At 64.7% G+C, this 14,997-nt stretch carries 10 protein-coding genes; 3 read left to right on the top strand and 7 right to left on the bottom strand.

Annotated features, from left to right (window positions below; translation table 11 throughout):
• Positions 1 to 14: 14 nt before the first annotated feature.
• The gene (locus G6R19_RS00215; RefSeq protein ID WP_163161183.1) at positions 15 to 1,418 is read right to left on the bottom strand and encodes an MFS transporter; all 1,404 of its coding nucleotides are present in this window, start codon (positions 1,416 to 1,418) and stop codon (positions 15 to 17) included.
• Between the two features lie 463 nt (positions 1,419 to 1,881).
• On the opposite strand from G6R19_RS00215, the gene G6R19_RS00210 reads away from it, so the two are divergent.
• From G6R19_RS00210 to G6R19_RS00200, 3 genes are all read left to right on the top strand, one after another.
• On the top strand, positions 1,882 to 2,988 hold the full coding sequence (locus G6R19_RS00210) for an S-(hydroxymethyl)mycothiol dehydrogenase (RefSeq protein WP_163161181.1): 1,107 nt from the start codon (positions 1,882 to 1,884) through the stop codon (positions 2,986 to 2,988).
• A complete protein-coding gene (locus G6R19_RS00205) occupies positions 2,985 to 3,605 on the top strand; it encodes an MBL fold metallo-hydrolase (RefSeq protein ID WP_163161179.1) in 621 nt (206 codons plus the stop codon). Before G6R19_RS00210 ends, G6R19_RS00205 begins: the two co-directional genes overlap by 4 nt.
• A 99-nt stretch (positions 3,606 to 3,704) precedes the next feature.
• Positions 3,705 to 6,065, top strand: coding sequence for an FdhF/YdeP family oxidoreductase (locus G6R19_RS00200; RefSeq protein WP_163161177.1), 2,361 nt, complete (start codon positions 3,705 to 3,707; stop codon positions 6,063 to 6,065).
• A gap of 77 nt (positions 6,066 to 6,142) precedes the next feature.
• Here the strand turns inward: G6R19_RS00200 and G6R19_RS00195 are convergent, their stop codons facing one another.
• The 6 genes from G6R19_RS00195 to G6R19_RS00170 all read right to left on the bottom strand — a co-directional run bounded on the left by G6R19_RS00195 (position 6,143) and on the right by G6R19_RS00170 (position 14,882).
• On the bottom strand, positions 6,143 to 6,361 hold the full coding sequence (locus G6R19_RS00195) for a hypothetical protein (RefSeq protein ID WP_163161175.1): 219 nt from the start codon (positions 6,359 to 6,361) through the stop codon (positions 6,143 to 6,145).
• A 153-nt stretch (positions 6,362 to 6,514) separates the two neighbouring features.
• Complete coding sequence (locus tag G6R19_RS00190; RefSeq protein ID WP_163161173.1) at positions 6,515 to 9,022, bottom strand: FAD-dependent oxidoreductase; 2,508 nt, start codon at positions 9,020 to 9,022, stop codon at positions 6,515 to 6,517.
• A 39-nt stretch (positions 9,023 to 9,061) separates the two neighbouring features.
• Positions 9,062 to 9,991 carry a formyltetrahydrofolate deformylase gene (purU, locus tag G6R19_RS00185; RefSeq protein WP_163161171.1) on the bottom strand — a complete coding sequence of 310 codons (930 nt, stop codon included), beginning with the start codon at positions 9,989 to 9,991 and terminating at the stop codon, positions 9,062 to 9,064.
• 3 nt (positions 9,992 to 9,994) lie between these two features.
• Positions 9,995 to 11,917, bottom strand: a complete 1,923-nt coding sequence (locus G6R19_RS00180; protein ID WP_163161169.1) for a BCCT family transporter — start codon at positions 11,915 to 11,917, stop codon at positions 9,995 to 9,997.
• A 248-nt stretch (positions 11,918 to 12,165) separates the two neighbouring features.
• Positions 12,166 to 13,581, bottom strand: coding sequence for a ferredoxin reductase (locus G6R19_RS00175; protein ID WP_163161167.1), 1,416 nt, complete (start codon positions 13,579 to 13,581; stop codon positions 12,166 to 12,168).
• Positions 13,578 to 14,882: an aromatic ring-hydroxylating dioxygenase subunit alpha gene (locus tag G6R19_RS00170; RefSeq protein ID WP_163161165.1), complete on the bottom strand. Its 1,305-nt coding sequence runs from the start codon at positions 14,880 to 14,882 to the stop codon at positions 13,578 to 13,580. The genes G6R19_RS00175 and G6R19_RS00170 overlap by 4 nt, the downstream gene beginning before the upstream one ends.
• Positions 14,883 to 14,997: the final 115 nt, after the last annotated feature.

The raw sequence follows: 14,997 nt of genomic DNA, 5'->3' as shown, positions 1-14,997 counted from the left end.
GGTTGGGAGGGAAGCTATTCGTGGCGCAGGGGCTCTTTGCAGGTTTCCCTGGACAGGGCCACGGCGATCAGGGAGACGACGGCGGCAGCCACCAGGTACCAGGCGGGGGCCAGGTCGCTGGCTGTGGCAGCGATCAGCAGCGTCGCCATAAACGGGGCGGTGCCGCCAAAAAGGGCGTTGGAGAGGTTGAAGCTGACTGCGAAGCCGCTGTAGCGGACGCGGGTGGGGAACATTTCCGCCAGGAAGCTGGGCAGCGTGCCGTCGTTCAGGGTGAGCATGGCGCCCAAGAGGATCTGGACCAGGACGATCACCAGGAAGTTCCCGGTTCCCAGCAGCGCGAAGGCGGGGACGGTGAGGACGATGAAGGCAACCGATGCACTGATCAGCACCTTCTTGCGTCCGTACCGGTCCGAGAGCATGCCGGTGAGGAAGATAAAACCGATGTACGTGACCAGCGCGATGGTTGTGGCCAGGAATGATTCGGTTTCACCCAGGCCCAGCTCCGAGGACAGGTACGTGGGCATGTAGCTGAGGATCACGTAGAAGCCGACGGCGTTGAGCAGCACGGCCCCGACCGCTTGCAGCAGCTGCCGCCAGTGGTTCCGGAAGAGGCTGGACACGGGTGCCTTGGCGGCCTGGTCCTCGGCGGCCAGTTCGCGGAACACGGGGGTGTCCTCGAGCTTGGTCCGGATGTAGCGGCCGATCAGGCCCATTGGGGCTGCCAGCAGGAACGGCAGCCGCCAGCCCCAGCTGTGCATCGCTTCGGTTGACAGCAGGGTTGTCAGCAGCCCGGCGATAAGTGAGCCGAGGAGCAGGCCGGCGGCGGTGCTGGCCGGGACCACGGCGGCGTACAGGCCGCGCCTGTTGGCGGGGGCGTATTCCACCAGGAAGGCCGATGCGCCGGCGTATTCACCCGAAGCGGAGAAGCCCTGGACCACCCTGATCATCAGGAGCAGGAGGGGCGCCCAGATACCGATCGTGTCGTAGCCCGGAATCAGCGCTATGCAGAAGGTTGCTCCGGACATGATCAGGATCGAAAGGGAGAGTGCCGTCCGGCGGCCCACCTTGTCGCCGATGTGGCCCCAGACGAAGCCGCCCAGTGGGCGCACCAGGAATGAAATCGCAAAAAGGGCGAAGGTCAGGAGAAGTCCGGTCTGCGGATCGGACTCCGGGAAGAAGACTGTCGCGATGGTGACGGCCAGGTAGCCGTAGACGGCGTAGTCGAACCATTCGACGAAGTTGCCGATGAAGCTGGCGGCGATGACCCGGCGCCGCGTTTCCTTGCTGACGGCGTTGTCTGCAAGTTCAGGTTTGTTCCCGCCCGGCGCGCCGGCACCGGACGTGGAGCCGGTCTGGCTGCCGTTCAGCTCCGGGCCCCGGTCCCGCCTGCGGGCGGGAGAGGAAGTTTCGTTACTCATGGATCCACCAAGTTGTTGGGGTTGCATTCAGCGCAACGCTGTTGCAATAGACTAAGGGTGATGGGGGCCACAGTCAATGGTCACTGCGCGCCTCACAAAACGACACTCAGAGCACTGAGGCAGGTGGGCCAACCGAAGCGGACTGCAGGGCCGGTGAATGGCATTTGTTGCACTGAGAGGATTTGAGTTGCAGGATACAACTAAAGTTGATTACAAAGAAGTAGCTGACCCCGCCTGGCATTCGGACGTTCTATTGACACGCCGTGTGACGGCTGACATATTTCGAGTACGCGCTAGGCGCATCTTGTTGTGTAATACGCAATTCGCTGGCAGTAATCAGGCCGACTACCCGCCACGCTGCCTGAGGCACGAGAATAAGAAGTCGGGCTGAACTCGGGCCGAACGAACTTGCCCGGGGCACCGCCTCCAGAGTCCCGGGACTAGGAAAGGAACACCCCAGCTAATGGTTCATAAAGTCAAGGCAGTCATTGCCAGGGAAAAGAACGCTCCAGTGTCGGTGGAGACCATCCTGGTCCCGGATCCGGGCCCGGGCGAGGCGCTGGTGGATATCCTCACCTGCGGGGTCTGCCACACGGACCTGCATTACAAGCAGGGCGGCATCAACGACGACTTCCCCTTCCTGCTGGGCCATGAGGCCACCGGTGTGATCAGTGCGGTCGGTGACGGCGTGACGTCGGTCGCCCCGGGTGACCGCGTCATCCTGAACTGGCGCGCCGTGTGCGGCGAGTGCCGCGCCTGTGCCAAGGGCCAGCCCCAGTACTGCTTCAACACCGCGAACGCCACCCAAAAGATGACCCTGGAGGACGGCACGGAGCTCTCGCCGGCCTTGGGCATCGGTGCGTTCGCCGAGAAAACCCTCGTCGCGGCTGGACAGTGCACCAAGGTCGACCCCGAGGTTGATGCCGCCGCCGTCGGGCTGCTCGGCTGCGGCGTTATGGCCGGCATCGGTGCCGCGATCAACACCGGTGAAGTCAAGCGCGGCGAATCCGTGGCTGTGATCGGCTGCGGCGGCGTGGGCATCGCCGCGATCGCCGGGGCCAAACTGGCCGGCGCGACCACCATCATTGCCGTGGACATTGACGCGAACAAGGTGGAGATGGCCAGGTCCCTGGGCGCCACCCACGGCATTGACTCCAGCAAGGAAGACCCCATCGAGGCCATCCGCGCCCTGACGGGCGGCAACGGGGCTGACGTGGTGATTGACGCCGTCGGCCGCCCGGAAACGTACAAGCAGGCGTTCTACGCCCGCGACCTCGCCGGCCGGGTGGTGCTGGTGGGCGTCCCGACGCCGGACATGCAGCTCGAGCTGCCGCTGCTGGATGTCTTTGGCCGGGGCGGGTCTCTGAAGTCCTCCTGGTACGGCGACTGCCTGCCCTCCCGCGACTTCCCCATGCTGGTCAGCCACTACAAGCAGGGCAACCTGGACCTGGACGCCTTCGTGTCGGAGCGCATCACCATCGACCAGGTGGAGGAAGCCTTCGAAAAGATGCACGAGGGCAAGGTCCTGCGCTCGGTTGTTGAAATCCCCGCGGCGGGAGCGTCGGCATGAGCGTAAGGATCGAGAATCTGGTCACCTCGGGCACGTTTTCGCTCGACGGCGGCACGTGGGACGTGGACAACAACGTCTGGATCGTGGGAAACGACACCGAATGCGTGATCATTGACTCCCCGCATGACGCCACGGCCATCATCAACCAGGTCCAGGGCCGGAAGGTCCAGGCCATCCTCCTCACCCACGCGCACAACGACCATATCGGCGCGGCACGTGAGGTCGCGGAGGCCGTGGATGCCCCGATCTACCTGAACCCGGAAGACCTGGTCCTCTGGGAGCAGGTCTACCCAGGTTCAAAGCCGGACCGGGAACTGGCCGACGGGGACGTGTTCGACGTGGGCGGGGCAAGCCTGCGTGCGATCCACACCCCGGGCCACTCCCCCGGTTCCACCTGCTTCCTGCTGGAGAGCGAGGGGACCGTCTTCACGGGGGATACGCTCTTCAACGGCGGCCCCGGCGCCACGGGGCGCTCCTACAGCGACTACCCCACCATCCTGGCTTCCATCCGGGAGCGCCTGCTTCCGCTCCCGGCCGATACCGTGGTCCGCACCGGCCATGGCGACAACACCACCATCGGCGCCGAGCGGGAGACGCTGGCGAAGGTGTCCCAGTAGCCATCGAAGTAACAGAAGTGTCCAGCAAAGGCGCGCCAGGAACCTTGGTGCGCCTTTGCTGGTGCCAGAACTACGTATGCCTGTAAGGAAGTTGGAACAATGAAGTTCGGTAAGCAGCCCGCCCCCGTTGCGGACATCAATGAGGACGAACTTTCCGTCCACAAGCCCAAGACCGAGGCGGCGGGCGTAAAGGCCGTCATGGTGGCGCTGGAACGCGCGGTGGCGCAGGCCGGAGTCACCCGGACGGCGCAGTCCCTGCTGCGGCTGAACCAGCGCGGCGGTTTCGACTGCCCGGGCTGCGCCTGGCCGGAATCGGACAAAAAGCGCAAGGCCGCCGAGTTCTGCGAGAACGGCGCCAAGGCCGTGGCCGAGGAAAACACCCTCCGCACCGTCGGCGCCGAATTCTGGGCCAAGCACTCCATCGCCGAACTCTCCACCAAGACGGAGTACTGGCTCGGTAACCAGGGCCGGCTGAGCGAACCGGTGGTGATCCGCGCCGGGGAAACGCACTACTCGCCGATCTCCTGGGCTGACGCGTTCGAGCTGATCGGTGAACACGTCCGGGCCACTACGGCTGACCGGTGCGTTTTCTACACCTCGGGCCGGACCGCGAACGAGACAGCGTTTATGTACCAGCTGTTCGCCCGGGCACTGGGCACCAACAACCTGCCGGACTGTTCAAACATGTGCCATGAATCCTCCGGCTCAGCACTGAACCCCACTATCGGGATCGGCAAGGGCACCGTGTCACTGGATGACATCCATGATTCCGAACTGATCTTCGTGGTGGGGCAGAACCCTGGCACCAACCACCCGCGCATGCTGTCCGCGCTGAAGGAATGCAAGGACAAGGGCGGCAAGGTGGTGGCCGTCAACCCGCTGCCAGAGGCCGGGTTGTTCAACTTCAAGGACCCGCAGACCGTTTCCGGTGTGGTGGGCGGCGGCACGCCGCTGGCCGATGAATACCTGCAGATCAAGGTGGGCGGGGACCTCGCCTTGTTCCAGGCCCTTGGCCACCTGCTCCTTGAAGAGGAAAAGTGGAACCCGGGAACCGTCGTCGACCATTCCTTCATCGCCGCGCAGACCGACGGGTTCGATGCCTACCGTGAAGCCCGCGCGGAGCTGGACTGGGCCGAAACGGAGAAAGCCACCGGGCTGTCCCGGGACCAGATCGAAACCGTGGCCGGGATGCTGATCCGGTCCAAGGCCACCATCTTCTGCTGGGCGCTGGGTGTGACGCAGCAGCCGCACTCGGTGGACACGATCAAGGAAATGGTCAACGTCCTGCTGCTGCAGGGGAACTTCGGCAAGCAAGGCGCCGGCGCCTGCCCCGTCCGCGGGCACTCCAACGTCCAGGGCGACCGGACCATGGGCATCTGGGAGAAACCGAAGGAATGGCTCCTCGATGCCCTCGACACCGAATTCGGCATCACCTCCCCGCGCCACCACGGCTACGACGCCGTCGAAGCCATGGAAGCGTTCGAACGGGACGAGGTGGACGTCTTTGTTTCAATGGGCGGCAACTTCTCGCTGGCCTGCTCCGACACCGAAACCCTCGAAGCCGGGATGCAGCGGATCGGCCTGACCGTGCACATCTCCACCAAACCCAACCGCTCCCACATCGTGCACGGCCGCACCTCGCTGATCCTGCCCACGCTCGGCCGGACGGACAAGGACGACAAGCACCCCGAGGGCGCCCAGTTCCTCTCCGTGGAGGACTCCATGTCCGTGGTGCACTCCACTCAGGGCAGGCTGACGCCGGTTTCGGAACACCTGCTCGCCGAGCCGGTCATCGTGGCCCGCATGGCCGAGGCGACTTTCGGCCCGGACCACTCCGTGGACTGGAAGGCCATGGCCGAGGACTACGACGTGATCCGGGACCACATCGAACGTGTCCTGCCCGGCTTCGAGGACTTCAACGCCCGGGTCCGGACCAAAAACGGGTTTGTGCTGCCCAACCCGCCCCGGGACACCCGCTCCTTCAAAACCGACATCGGCCGCGGGCGCTTCACCGTCAGCCCGCTGGAATACCTCACCCCGCCCGATGGGCACCTGGTCCTCCAGACCATCCGCAGCCACGACCAGTACAACACCACCTTCTACGGCCTGGACGACCGCTACCGGGGCATCTCCGGTGGCCGCCGCGTTATCCTCATCCACCCGGAAGACCTGGCAGAACTGGGCTTCCAGGACCGCGACCTCGTGGACGTGGTCAGCACCTTCCGCGGCCGCGACCGCACAGCAGACAAGTTCCGCCTCGTGGCCTACCCCACCGCCAAGGGGTGCGCCGCCGCGTACTTCCCCGAAGCCAACGCCCTGGTTCACAAAGAAAACGTCGCCCGCGAATCCAACACCCCCGGCTTCAAGGCCATGTTCGTCCGCTTTGTCCCGCACCTCGCTGAAGCCGCCGAGGTGGAGGCGGCAGGGGAGCGCGAACCGGAGCCCGCCACAGTGGGCTAGTTCCAAGGCAGAGAACAACGACGGCGACATCCGGCACGTGCCGGATGTCGCCGTCGCTGTTTGATCACAGGGTTTGATTACACCGGGTTGTTTCCGTCAGGCTGCGCTTCGGGATCGAGGTCCTTGCCGTAGCCGGTAGCCGAAGCAAGCCCGCCAACCTGCTGCCCTGCATTCGTTTGTCCTGGCGTAAAGCCGCTGTCTGGAGCACCTTGGGGTTCTCCCCCGGATTCCGGAGCGACATCCTGCCGCAGGTGCTCGTCGTCGGGAGTGTTCTTGGAAACCTCGTCATCTGCCATCCCATTAGCCAAGCACCAGCCGTAGGTGGCTGCAAGGGGAAGTCGCTGAGTAACTCAGACCATTGGACGAGCGGGCACGCGTGAAACCGGGGGCCGCCGGTTCGCGACCCCCGGTTTTCGAAGACGGAGCGGGGCTCAGCCCCTTGGTCTGGGTTACCCGCGGAGGCGCTCCATGCCCGGATCAAACAGCGGCTCCGCGGAGACGGTCGCAGCGATGCGCTTGCCGAAGTACTCGATCTCCACCGAATCACCGATAGAAACCGAAGCCGGCAGCCAGGCGTACGCGATCGGCTTGCGCACGGAGTAACCGTAGGCGGCGCTGGTGACGTAGCCAGCCGCTTCCCCAGCCACGTACACCGGTTCCTTGCCCAGCACGAGGGACGTGCCGTCGTCGACCGTCAGGCACCGGAGCGCGCGTGTGGCCGGCTGCTCCTTGCGTGCCGCAAGGGCCTCGGCACCCACAAAACCCGTCTTGTCCTTGGCGATGGAGAAGCCCAAGCCGGCTTCGTAGGGCTGGTGCTCGGAGGTCATGTCCGTGCCCCACAGCCGGTAGCCCTTCTCCAGCCGCATGCTGTTGAATGCGCCGCGGCCGGCGGCAACGATGCCGTGCTCCTGGCCGGCTTCGAACAGCAGGTCCCACAGCTTCAGGCCGTACTCTGCGGTGGTGTACAGCTCCCAGCCGAGCTCGCCCACGTAGGAGAGGCGCATGGCCGTGACCGGGATGCCGCCCACCGAGATTTCCTTGGTGCGGAAGTACTTCAGGCCGTCGTTGGTCAGGTCATCGGAGCTGACCTTGCCGATCACCTCACGCGCCAGCGGCCCCCACAGCCCGATGCAGCAGGTGCTGCCGGTGATGTCGGTGACGTGCACCCACCGGGCCGGATCGGCGGCCGACTGCTTGCGGGCCTCCACCCGGAGGTAGTCGAAGTCCACGTTGCTGTTCACGCCCAGCTGGAAGTCTTCTTCCGCCAGCCGTGCGACGGTCACGTCACTGCGGATGCCGCCGTCGTGCTCGAGCAGCAGGCAGTAGGTGACGGCACCCGGCTTCTTGGTGATGTTGCCCGTGCTGAGCCGGTGCAGCAGGTCCTGCGCACCGGGGCCCACCACGGACAGCCGCTTCAGCGGCGTCATGTCGTACAGTCCGACGGCGGTGCGCGTCTTCCACGCCTCGGCCGCGGAAATGGGGGAAGAGAACATGGCGGACCACTCGTCCCGCTCCGGCGCCTGCCACTCTGCCGGCAGGTCCTCCAGCAGGCCGCGGTTGGCTTCGAACCAGTGCGGGCGCTCCCAGCCGGCGGACTCCAGGAAAAACGCTCCGAGTTCCTTCTGGCGGACATTGAACGGGCTGACCCGCAGGTCGCGCGGCGATTCCCTGGGCTGCAGCGGGTGCATAACGTCGTAGATTTCCACGAAGTTCTGCTGGGACGTTTCGCTGACATACGCGTCGGAGGTCTGCACCTTCTCGAAGCGGGTCAGCTCACAGCCGTGCAGGTCCGTGCGGGACCGGCCTTCCACCAGCAGTTCCGCCATTGCCTTGGCCACGCCGGCCGAGTGCGTGACCCAGACCGCCTCGGCCACGAACAGGCCTTCGAGCTCGGGGGCCTCGCCCATAAGCGGGCCGCCGTCGGGGGTGAAGGAGAAGATGCCGTTGAAGCCGTCCTCGATTGCGGAGCTGCGCAGCGCCGGCAGCAGGTCCTGGCTGTCCTCCCACGCGGGCAGGAAGTCTTCCAGGGTGAACTCCAGGCGGGAGGGCATGCGGTGGTCCGACATTTCCTCTGCGGCGACCTTCGGCAGGGCGGACATGTCCACCGGCATGGGGCGGTGGGCGTAGCTGCCGATGCCGATGCGGTTGCCCCATTCGCGGTAGTACAGGTCCTTGTCCTGGTAGCGCAGGATGGGCTTGCCGGCACCGTTGGGAAGCTCGTTGACTCCCTCGAGTTCGGGCAGCGGGGTGCTGATGGCGTACTGGTGGGCCAGCGGCAGCAGCGGGACTTCCAGCCCCACCATCTTGCCAAGTTCTCGGCCCCAGAAACCTGCACAGGACACCACGATGTCCGCCGGGATCAAACCCTCGGACGTTTCCACCCCCGTCACCTTGCCGCCCTCCTGGGCGATCCCGGTGACGGTGGTGTTGCCCTGGTACGTCACGCCGGCCTCGCGGGTGCGCTCGATCAGCAGCTGCACCGCACGGGCGGCCAGGGCCAGGCCGTCGGTGGGGATGAGCAGGCCGCCCAGGACTTCACGGCCGCCGGTGAGCTTGCCGGTGTTCAGGAGGGGGTAGATCTTTTCGCATTCGTCGGCGTCCACGATCCTGCTTTCGACGCCCCAGGAGGTCATCACGCCCATCTTGCGATTGAGGTCGGCAAGGCGCTCGGGGGTGGTGGCCAGCTCCAGGCCGCCCACCTGGTTGAAGCAGGACTGGCCGTCCTTGCTCAGGGCGAGGAACTTGTTGACCGTGTAGGTGGCGAATTCGGTCATGGTCCGTGACTGGTTGTTCTGGAACACCAGGCCCGGCGCGTGCGACGTGGAGCCGCCGGCAAGTTCCAGCGGGCCCTGTTCCACCACCGTGATGTTGGTCCAGCCGCGGGTGGCGAGTTCGTCGGCAAGGTTGGTTCCGACAATGCCGGCGCCGATAATGACAACGCGTGGTGATGCGCTCATGGGTCTTGTTTCTCCTGTTTTGCGTGGCGGGCGTTGGCGTTAGCGGAAGACGACGGTGCGGGTGTTGTTGAGCAGGACCCGGTGCTGGCAGTGCCACTTGACTGCGCGGGACAGAGCCTGCGATTCGGCATCCCGGCCTACAGTGACCAGTGCATTGGGGTCCAGGCTGTGGTCCACCCGGAACACTTCCTGCTCGATGATCGGGCCCTCGTCCAGGTCTGCGGTGACGTAGTGCGCGGTGGCTCCGATGAGCTTCACGCCGCGGTCATAGGCCTGGTGGTAAGGCTTGGCCCCCTTGAACCCGGGCAGGAATGAGTGGTGGATGTTGATGGCGCGGCCGCGGAGGGTCCTGCTGAGGCCGTCAGAGAGTACCTGCATGTAGCGGGCCAGGACCACCAGGTCTGCCTGGTACTCCTCCACCAGTTCCAACAGCCGCGCCTCGGCCTGCGGCTTGGTGTCCGCGGTGACCGGGACGTGGATGAACGGCAAACCGGCGGCTTCCGCCATGGGGCGGAGGTCCTCGTGGTTGGACACCACGACGGCGATCTCCGCACCCAGGCTGCCGGCGCGCCAGCGGAAGATCAGGTCGTTGAGGCAGTGGCCGAACTTCGAGACCATTACCAGCACGCGCTGGGGGCGTCCGTCGTGGATGGCGAACTCCATGTCGAACTCATCGGCAACGGCGGCGAATTCCGTGCTGAGGCCTTCAGCGGAGACTTCCTTGTCTCCCGGAGTGAAGGCCGTGCGCAGGTAGAGCTTGCCGCTCATGTGGTCATCGAACTGCTGATGTTCAACGATGTCGAAGCCGCGATCAGCGAGGAATGCGGTGATGGCCCGGACGATTCCCGGGCGCTCCGGGCACGCAAGGGTGAGGACATACTGTGCTGTGCCGGTACTGCGGACGCTGGGGACGGCGCCGGCTTCGGCCGTGGCATTGGCGGCCGGGCGGCCTTCGAGGACTGTGGTCATGGTCTACTCCTGGTTTTTGGCGGGGGCTTGGGTGTCAGCGGGGGAAGCCGCGCAGGGGCCGCCGTCCGAACAGCGCTGATCACATTGATGCTTGGTAACGAGATCGAACTGGACGCCGCCGTGCTGGTCCACGCCGGTCCGGATGGCGCGCTCCACCACGGAGTCAGCCAGCCGCCGCCGCAGGGACAGCGGATCCCGGCGCAGGTCCTTCACTAGGGCGAAGCAGAGCAGCAGCATCACCAGTACGAACGGCAGGGCGGCCACGATGGTGATGCGCTGCAGGCCGGACAGTGCCTCCGAAGGCTCGTCTCCGCCGGCCAGCATCATCACGGCGGCAACCGCGCCGGTGAGGAGGCCCCAGAAGATGACCAGGCCGCGCTTCGGATCCGAGGATCCGTTGGAGCTCAACGACGCCATGATGATCGACGCCGAGTCGGCTCCCGTAATGAAGAAGATGGCCACCAGAACCATGGCGAGGACGATGACCGCCGCGGTGAGCCAGGCCGGCATGGACATGTTCTTCACCAGGTCGAACAGGGCTCCGTCAAAGTCGATGGAAGGTGACCCGCTGGCCATGGACACAAGGCCGGCCGCGCCTGCCTTGTCCGCGTCCTCCTGGATCTTGAAGGCCGTTCCGCCGAAGATGCCAAACCAGATGACGCTGACGATGCTGGGCACCAGCAGGACGCCGGTGACGAACTGCCGGATGGTGCGGCCGCGGCTGATCCGGGCGATGAACATGCCCACGAAAGGCGTCCAGGACACCCACCAGGCCCAGTAGAAGATGGTCCAGCCGGACATCCAGGTGCGCAGGGCCTCGTCACCGACGGCCTCGGTGCGGGAGGACATTTCGGCCAGGTCCCTGGCGTAGTCGCCCACCGCGGCCGGGATGAGGTTGAGGATGAACAGTGTTGGCCCTGCGATGAAGACGATGAGCGCCAGGACAACGGCCAGGACCATGTTGATGTTGGACAGCCACTGGATGCCGCGGCTGATGCCGGACACCGCTGAGGCCACGAAACACGCTGTCAGGATGGCAACGATGGCCACCAGGACCGGGGTGCCGATCTCGCCGATCCAGCCGTTTGAGCTCAGGCCGCTGCCGATTTGGAGGGCGCCAAGGCCCAGGGAAGCCGCCGTACCGAAGAGGGTGGCGAAGATCGCCAGGATGTTGATGAACTTGCCGACCGGCCCTTCCACCGTCCTGATGCCGAACAGCGAAGTGAACGCCGCGGAGATCAGCTGCCGGCGGCCCAGGCGGTAGGTTCCGTAGGCCATGGCAATGCCGACGACGGCGTACATCGCCCAGGGATGCAGGGTCCAGTGGAAGATGGAGGTGGCCATGGCGGTCTGGATGGCCGCAGGGGTCCGCCCGTCCACCGTTCCGGGCGGTGGAGAGATGTAGTGGTAGAGCGGCTCGGCCACGCCGTAGAACATCAGGCCGATGCCCATGCCGGCCGCGAACATCATGGCGATCCAGGAAACAGTCCGGAACTCAGGCCTCTCCCCGTCCTTGCCGAGCGGGATGTTGCCCCATTTTCCGAGGGCCAGCCAGAGGACAAAAACGACGAACAGCGATGCCAGGACCATAAAGAGCCAGCCGGTGTACTCCATCACCCAGTTGAGGGCGGAAGTTGAGGTGGCGGAGAGGCTGTCCCGGCCGAGGAAGCCCCAGGCCACGAAGGCCAGGGCGAGGACGCCGGTGATGCCGAAGGTTGCCTTGTCGAGGGTGAGCTTACGGTTCCGCCGCTTCGCAACGGCCTGCTCGGCCTTGGTCTGGCGGAGTTCCTGCATGATCTGCTGGGTGTCCTCCGCGTCCTGCGAGTCGTGGGAGGAAGAAGGGTTTTCCGGTGCAGGAATGAGTTTGGGCTCCTCCGGCTCAAGGGGGGTTTGGGCATCCGGGCGGATGTCGCTGTTCAAAGCCATGTCAAGTCCTTTGGTTTGAAATCAAGGGCTGTGCTGTACTCCGGCGTCCCCAGACCGGGCGGAAAACTGGCATTTCGTCAGTAAAGTCAGTTGCTTGTTGGCGGTTCGGATTGTTCCGCAAGGATCAACACGTCTCGCTATAAGCAACAGAGTGGCCCGCGTCACAACCACCTGTCAAGGTTTTTCCGAAGTTTGAAGCCCTATTTCAGGGGTTTCGGCTGAGCCTTGTCAGTGGGCTGGAACAGGGGTCAGGCATCGATCACGAGGTCCGTCTGCGCGATGGAGCAGCAGGGCAGGAATTTGCCTGCAGAGATTTCCCGTGCCCGGATCCCGCCCTGGTGGTTCATCTCGATCTCCCCTGAAAGCTTGACGACCTTACAGGAGCCGCACATGCCTTCCTTGCAGTTCGCGCCAATCCTGACGCCAGCACGCTGGGCCGCCTCGAGGATCCGCTCGGTGGGGTCGATCCGCACATTGATTCCGGTACGCATGAAGGACATGGTGAGGCTGCCTGTCCCCACCGTGTCGAAGCTCGAGGCATCAGGGGAACCGGCTTCCGGCTCCCCGCCCGCACTGTCGGCGGCGGGGTCGGGGCCGGGTGCCTCCGGATCGACGATTTCCAGGGGCAGCCCCGAGGCCTGCAGGGTTCCGTCGGCGTCGTAACCAGGCTCGTAAAGGGCGAAGGCGGCGGGCTGGCTTTCAAAGTAGTCCTCGGCGGATTCGGCGATATCCTCGGCGATCTCCTCCGCGAAGTCGGCTGCAAGTGCCACCTCCGCCTGGTATTCAAGGAGCGTCTGGCGGTCTCCCGAGAAGAACTCCATGTAAATGGAAGTGTCGTCGACACCGACCTTCTTGAGGAGCTCGGTGGCGGTGTTCAGGTACCCCTCGGGACCACAGGCGTACACCTGGCGACCGTTGGCGTCCGGGGCCACCTCCTCGAGCATGGCCGCCGTCAGCCGTCCGCTCAGTCCTTCCCACCCCTCCGGTACAGTGCGGTCGCCCAGGGAGTAGTAGACCTTGACGCGCGAATCCACGGAGGCGATGTAGGCCAATTCCCGGTGGAAGGCAAAGCCTCCGGCATCCGAGCCGTGGTAGAGCACTACAACATCGGCGTGTCCGGGCAGGGAGCGGATGGTCCGCACCATGGACATGATGGGAGTGATGCCTGCGCCGGCGGCAAGCAGGAGATACCGTGCCCGGCGGTCGGCGTCGGGCAGGTGGAATGCTCCCACCGGTCCCAGCATCTCAAGGACGGTGCCGGGTTTGATGTTCTCGTGCACCCATGGCGAGACCAGTCCCGTGGGGTCGCACTTGACGGTAATGCTGAAGGTCCATGGCTCGGTGGGCGAACTGGACAGCGAGTAGCTGCGGTCCACCGGTTCCTGGTCCTCGCCGTTCACGGGAAAGGCGACGTTTACATACTGGCCCGCACGGAACGCCAGGGGCGCGCCGTCGCATCGGCGGAACACGAAGGTCATCATGGCGCCGGCCTCGGGAATGGTCTCGACGCATTCGGCCATAAACTCCTGCGGATGCCATGGACCCAGTGCACGGGCTGCCCGGGCGGGTGTCTCCGTGCTTCCCATCACCCTGTTCCACGGCATCTCAAGACCGCGGATACGCTGTGGTTCCTGGATTGCCGTTTCAGTGAGGAGTTCAATCATGCCAAGTGCTCCTGCACGCGCTGCACGTACCAGTTGATGAATGCCTCCACCTGGTATTCGCTCTTCATGTAGGGCCCGGGCTCGTAGGCGGGACTGCCGGCGCCCTGCTGGCAGAGCTCGACGAACGCCTTGTCCTGCAGGTTCGTCTGCTTCCAGGTGTAGGTGAGCTTCTCCAGGTCGTAGTCGACGCCTTCCACGGCGTCATCAGCCACCAGCCACGTGGTGCGGACGAGGCTCTGGTGTTCGTTGATGGGGAAGACACCGAACGTGATGACGTGGTCGCCGAGGAAATGGAACCAGCTGTTGGGCTGCAGGTGCATCGAGCAGCGGCCAAGGCGGAAGTCGCGCAGGTCACCGAGCAGCTTCTTGGAAAGCCTGCGTCCGTCGGCGGAGAACGATTCGCCCTCTCCATCGAGTGATTCCCGTGAGATGCGGATTCCCGCGATGCGAGTGTCAAGCTGCTCCACCACCTCGTAGGGCAGGCCGTAACGGCGGCAACGCTCCTCGAGGGAGGACTGGGCTTCCTTGTTCCGGTTCCACACTTCCTCAAGGTGGGGTGGGATCAGGCCCTCCGTCAGGCCCCAGGTGGGGAAGAGGGAGCAGGCGAGCTCAGGGTGGCCGTCGCAGTGGTAGCACTCACGGTTGTTCTCCATGACAAGCTTCCAGTTGCCCTCTTCGATGATGTTCTGCTGGTAGGCGATTTTTGTCTTCGAGAGGTCGTGGGGCGCCAGGTAGGGCTCAAAGATCTTTGCGGTTTCGTCGAAGTCACTCGGCGGTTCATCCGCAATGCAGACGAAGATAAGCCCGGCGACCTCGCGGCCGTGGGCGCGCTTGAGGCCGAAGCAGCTCTTGTCGAACTTCGTTTCCCCCGGCGCGGAGGCATGGATCAGGTTGCCCTCCGGCGAGTAGGTCCAGGAGTGGTAGCCGCAGACCAGGTTTCCGGTTGACCCGGCAGCTTCGGTAAGAACCCGGGCGCCGCGGTGGCGGCATACGTTGTGCAGGACGTTTACGGCGCCGTCATCGTTGCGCAGCACGATCAGGGAGTAGGGCCCGTAGTCGACGGTGACATAGTCGCCCGGCTCCGGCAGTTCGGCGGTGCTGGCGGCAAAGATCCAGTGCTGGCCAAAAATGGCCTCCATGTCGATGGTGAAGATCGAGCGGTCAGTGTAGAAGGGGGCATCGAGGGAGAAGCCGGTGCGCCGGAACTCAAACAACGCGGTGATCTCTGCCAGCTGCTCGGCAGGCAATGATGCAGCGAGTTTTCCGCGTGAATTGAGGGGCACGTTCACTGAAGCAGTCATGGGTTTCCTCCCGGGAGGCCTGGGTAATGGGTGTTGCGTGTTGACCACGGGTGCGGGCGGCACGGTCGAAGAACTTGTAGTGATGAGATTAGGGTCACAAGAGCTGCAACAAAAG

Origin of the sequence: Arthrobacter sp. Alg241-R88, from assembly GCF_900537115.1 — a bacterium.
Classification (GTDB): domain Bacteria; phylum Actinomycetota; class Actinomycetes; order Actinomycetales; family Micrococcaceae; genus Arthrobacter.
Note: the sequence above shows the minus strand (reverse complement) of the source record. Positions and strands in the feature narration are given on the sequence as shown.

What these genes read in the sequence shown, in the direction of transcription:
- G6R19_RS00215 (WP_163161183.1), bottom strand. Translation starts at nt 1,418, where the DNA reads ATGAGTAACGAAACTTCCTCTCCCGCCCGCAGGCGGGACCGGGGCCCG.
- G6R19_RS00210 (WP_163161181.1), top strand. Translation starts at nt 1,882, where the DNA reads ATGGTTCATAAAGTCAAGGCAGTCATTGCCAGGGAAAAGAACGCTCCA.
- G6R19_RS00205 (WP_163161179.1), top strand. Translation starts at nt 2,985, where the DNA reads ATGAGCGTAAGGATCGAGAATCTGGTCACCTCGGGCACGTTTTCGCTC.
- G6R19_RS00200 (WP_163161177.1), top strand. Translation starts at nt 3,705, where the DNA reads ATGAAGTTCGGTAAGCAGCCCGCCCCCGTTGCGGACATCAATGAGGAC.
- G6R19_RS00195 (WP_163161175.1), bottom strand. Translation starts at nt 6,361, where the DNA reads ATGGCAGATGACGAGGTTTCCAAGAACACTCCCGACGACGAGCACCTG.
- G6R19_RS00190 (WP_163161173.1), bottom strand. Translation starts at nt 9,022, where the DNA reads ATGAGCGCATCACCACGCGTTGTCATTATCGGCGCCGGCATTGTCGGA.
- purU (WP_163161171.1), bottom strand. Translation starts at nt 9,991, where the DNA reads ATGACCACAGTCCTCGAAGGCCGCCCGGCCGCCAATGCCACGGCCGAA.
- G6R19_RS00180 (WP_163161169.1), bottom strand. Translation starts at nt 11,917, where the DNA reads ATGGCTTTGAACAGCGACATCCGCCCGGATGCCCAAACCCCCCTTGAG.
- G6R19_RS00175 (WP_163161167.1), bottom strand. Translation starts at nt 13,581, where the DNA reads ATGATTGAACTCCTCACTGAAACGGCAATCCAGGAACCACAGCGTATC.
- G6R19_RS00170 (WP_163161165.1), bottom strand. Translation starts at nt 14,882, where the DNA reads ATGACTGCTTCAGTGAACGTGCCCCTCAATTCACGCGGAAAACTCGCT.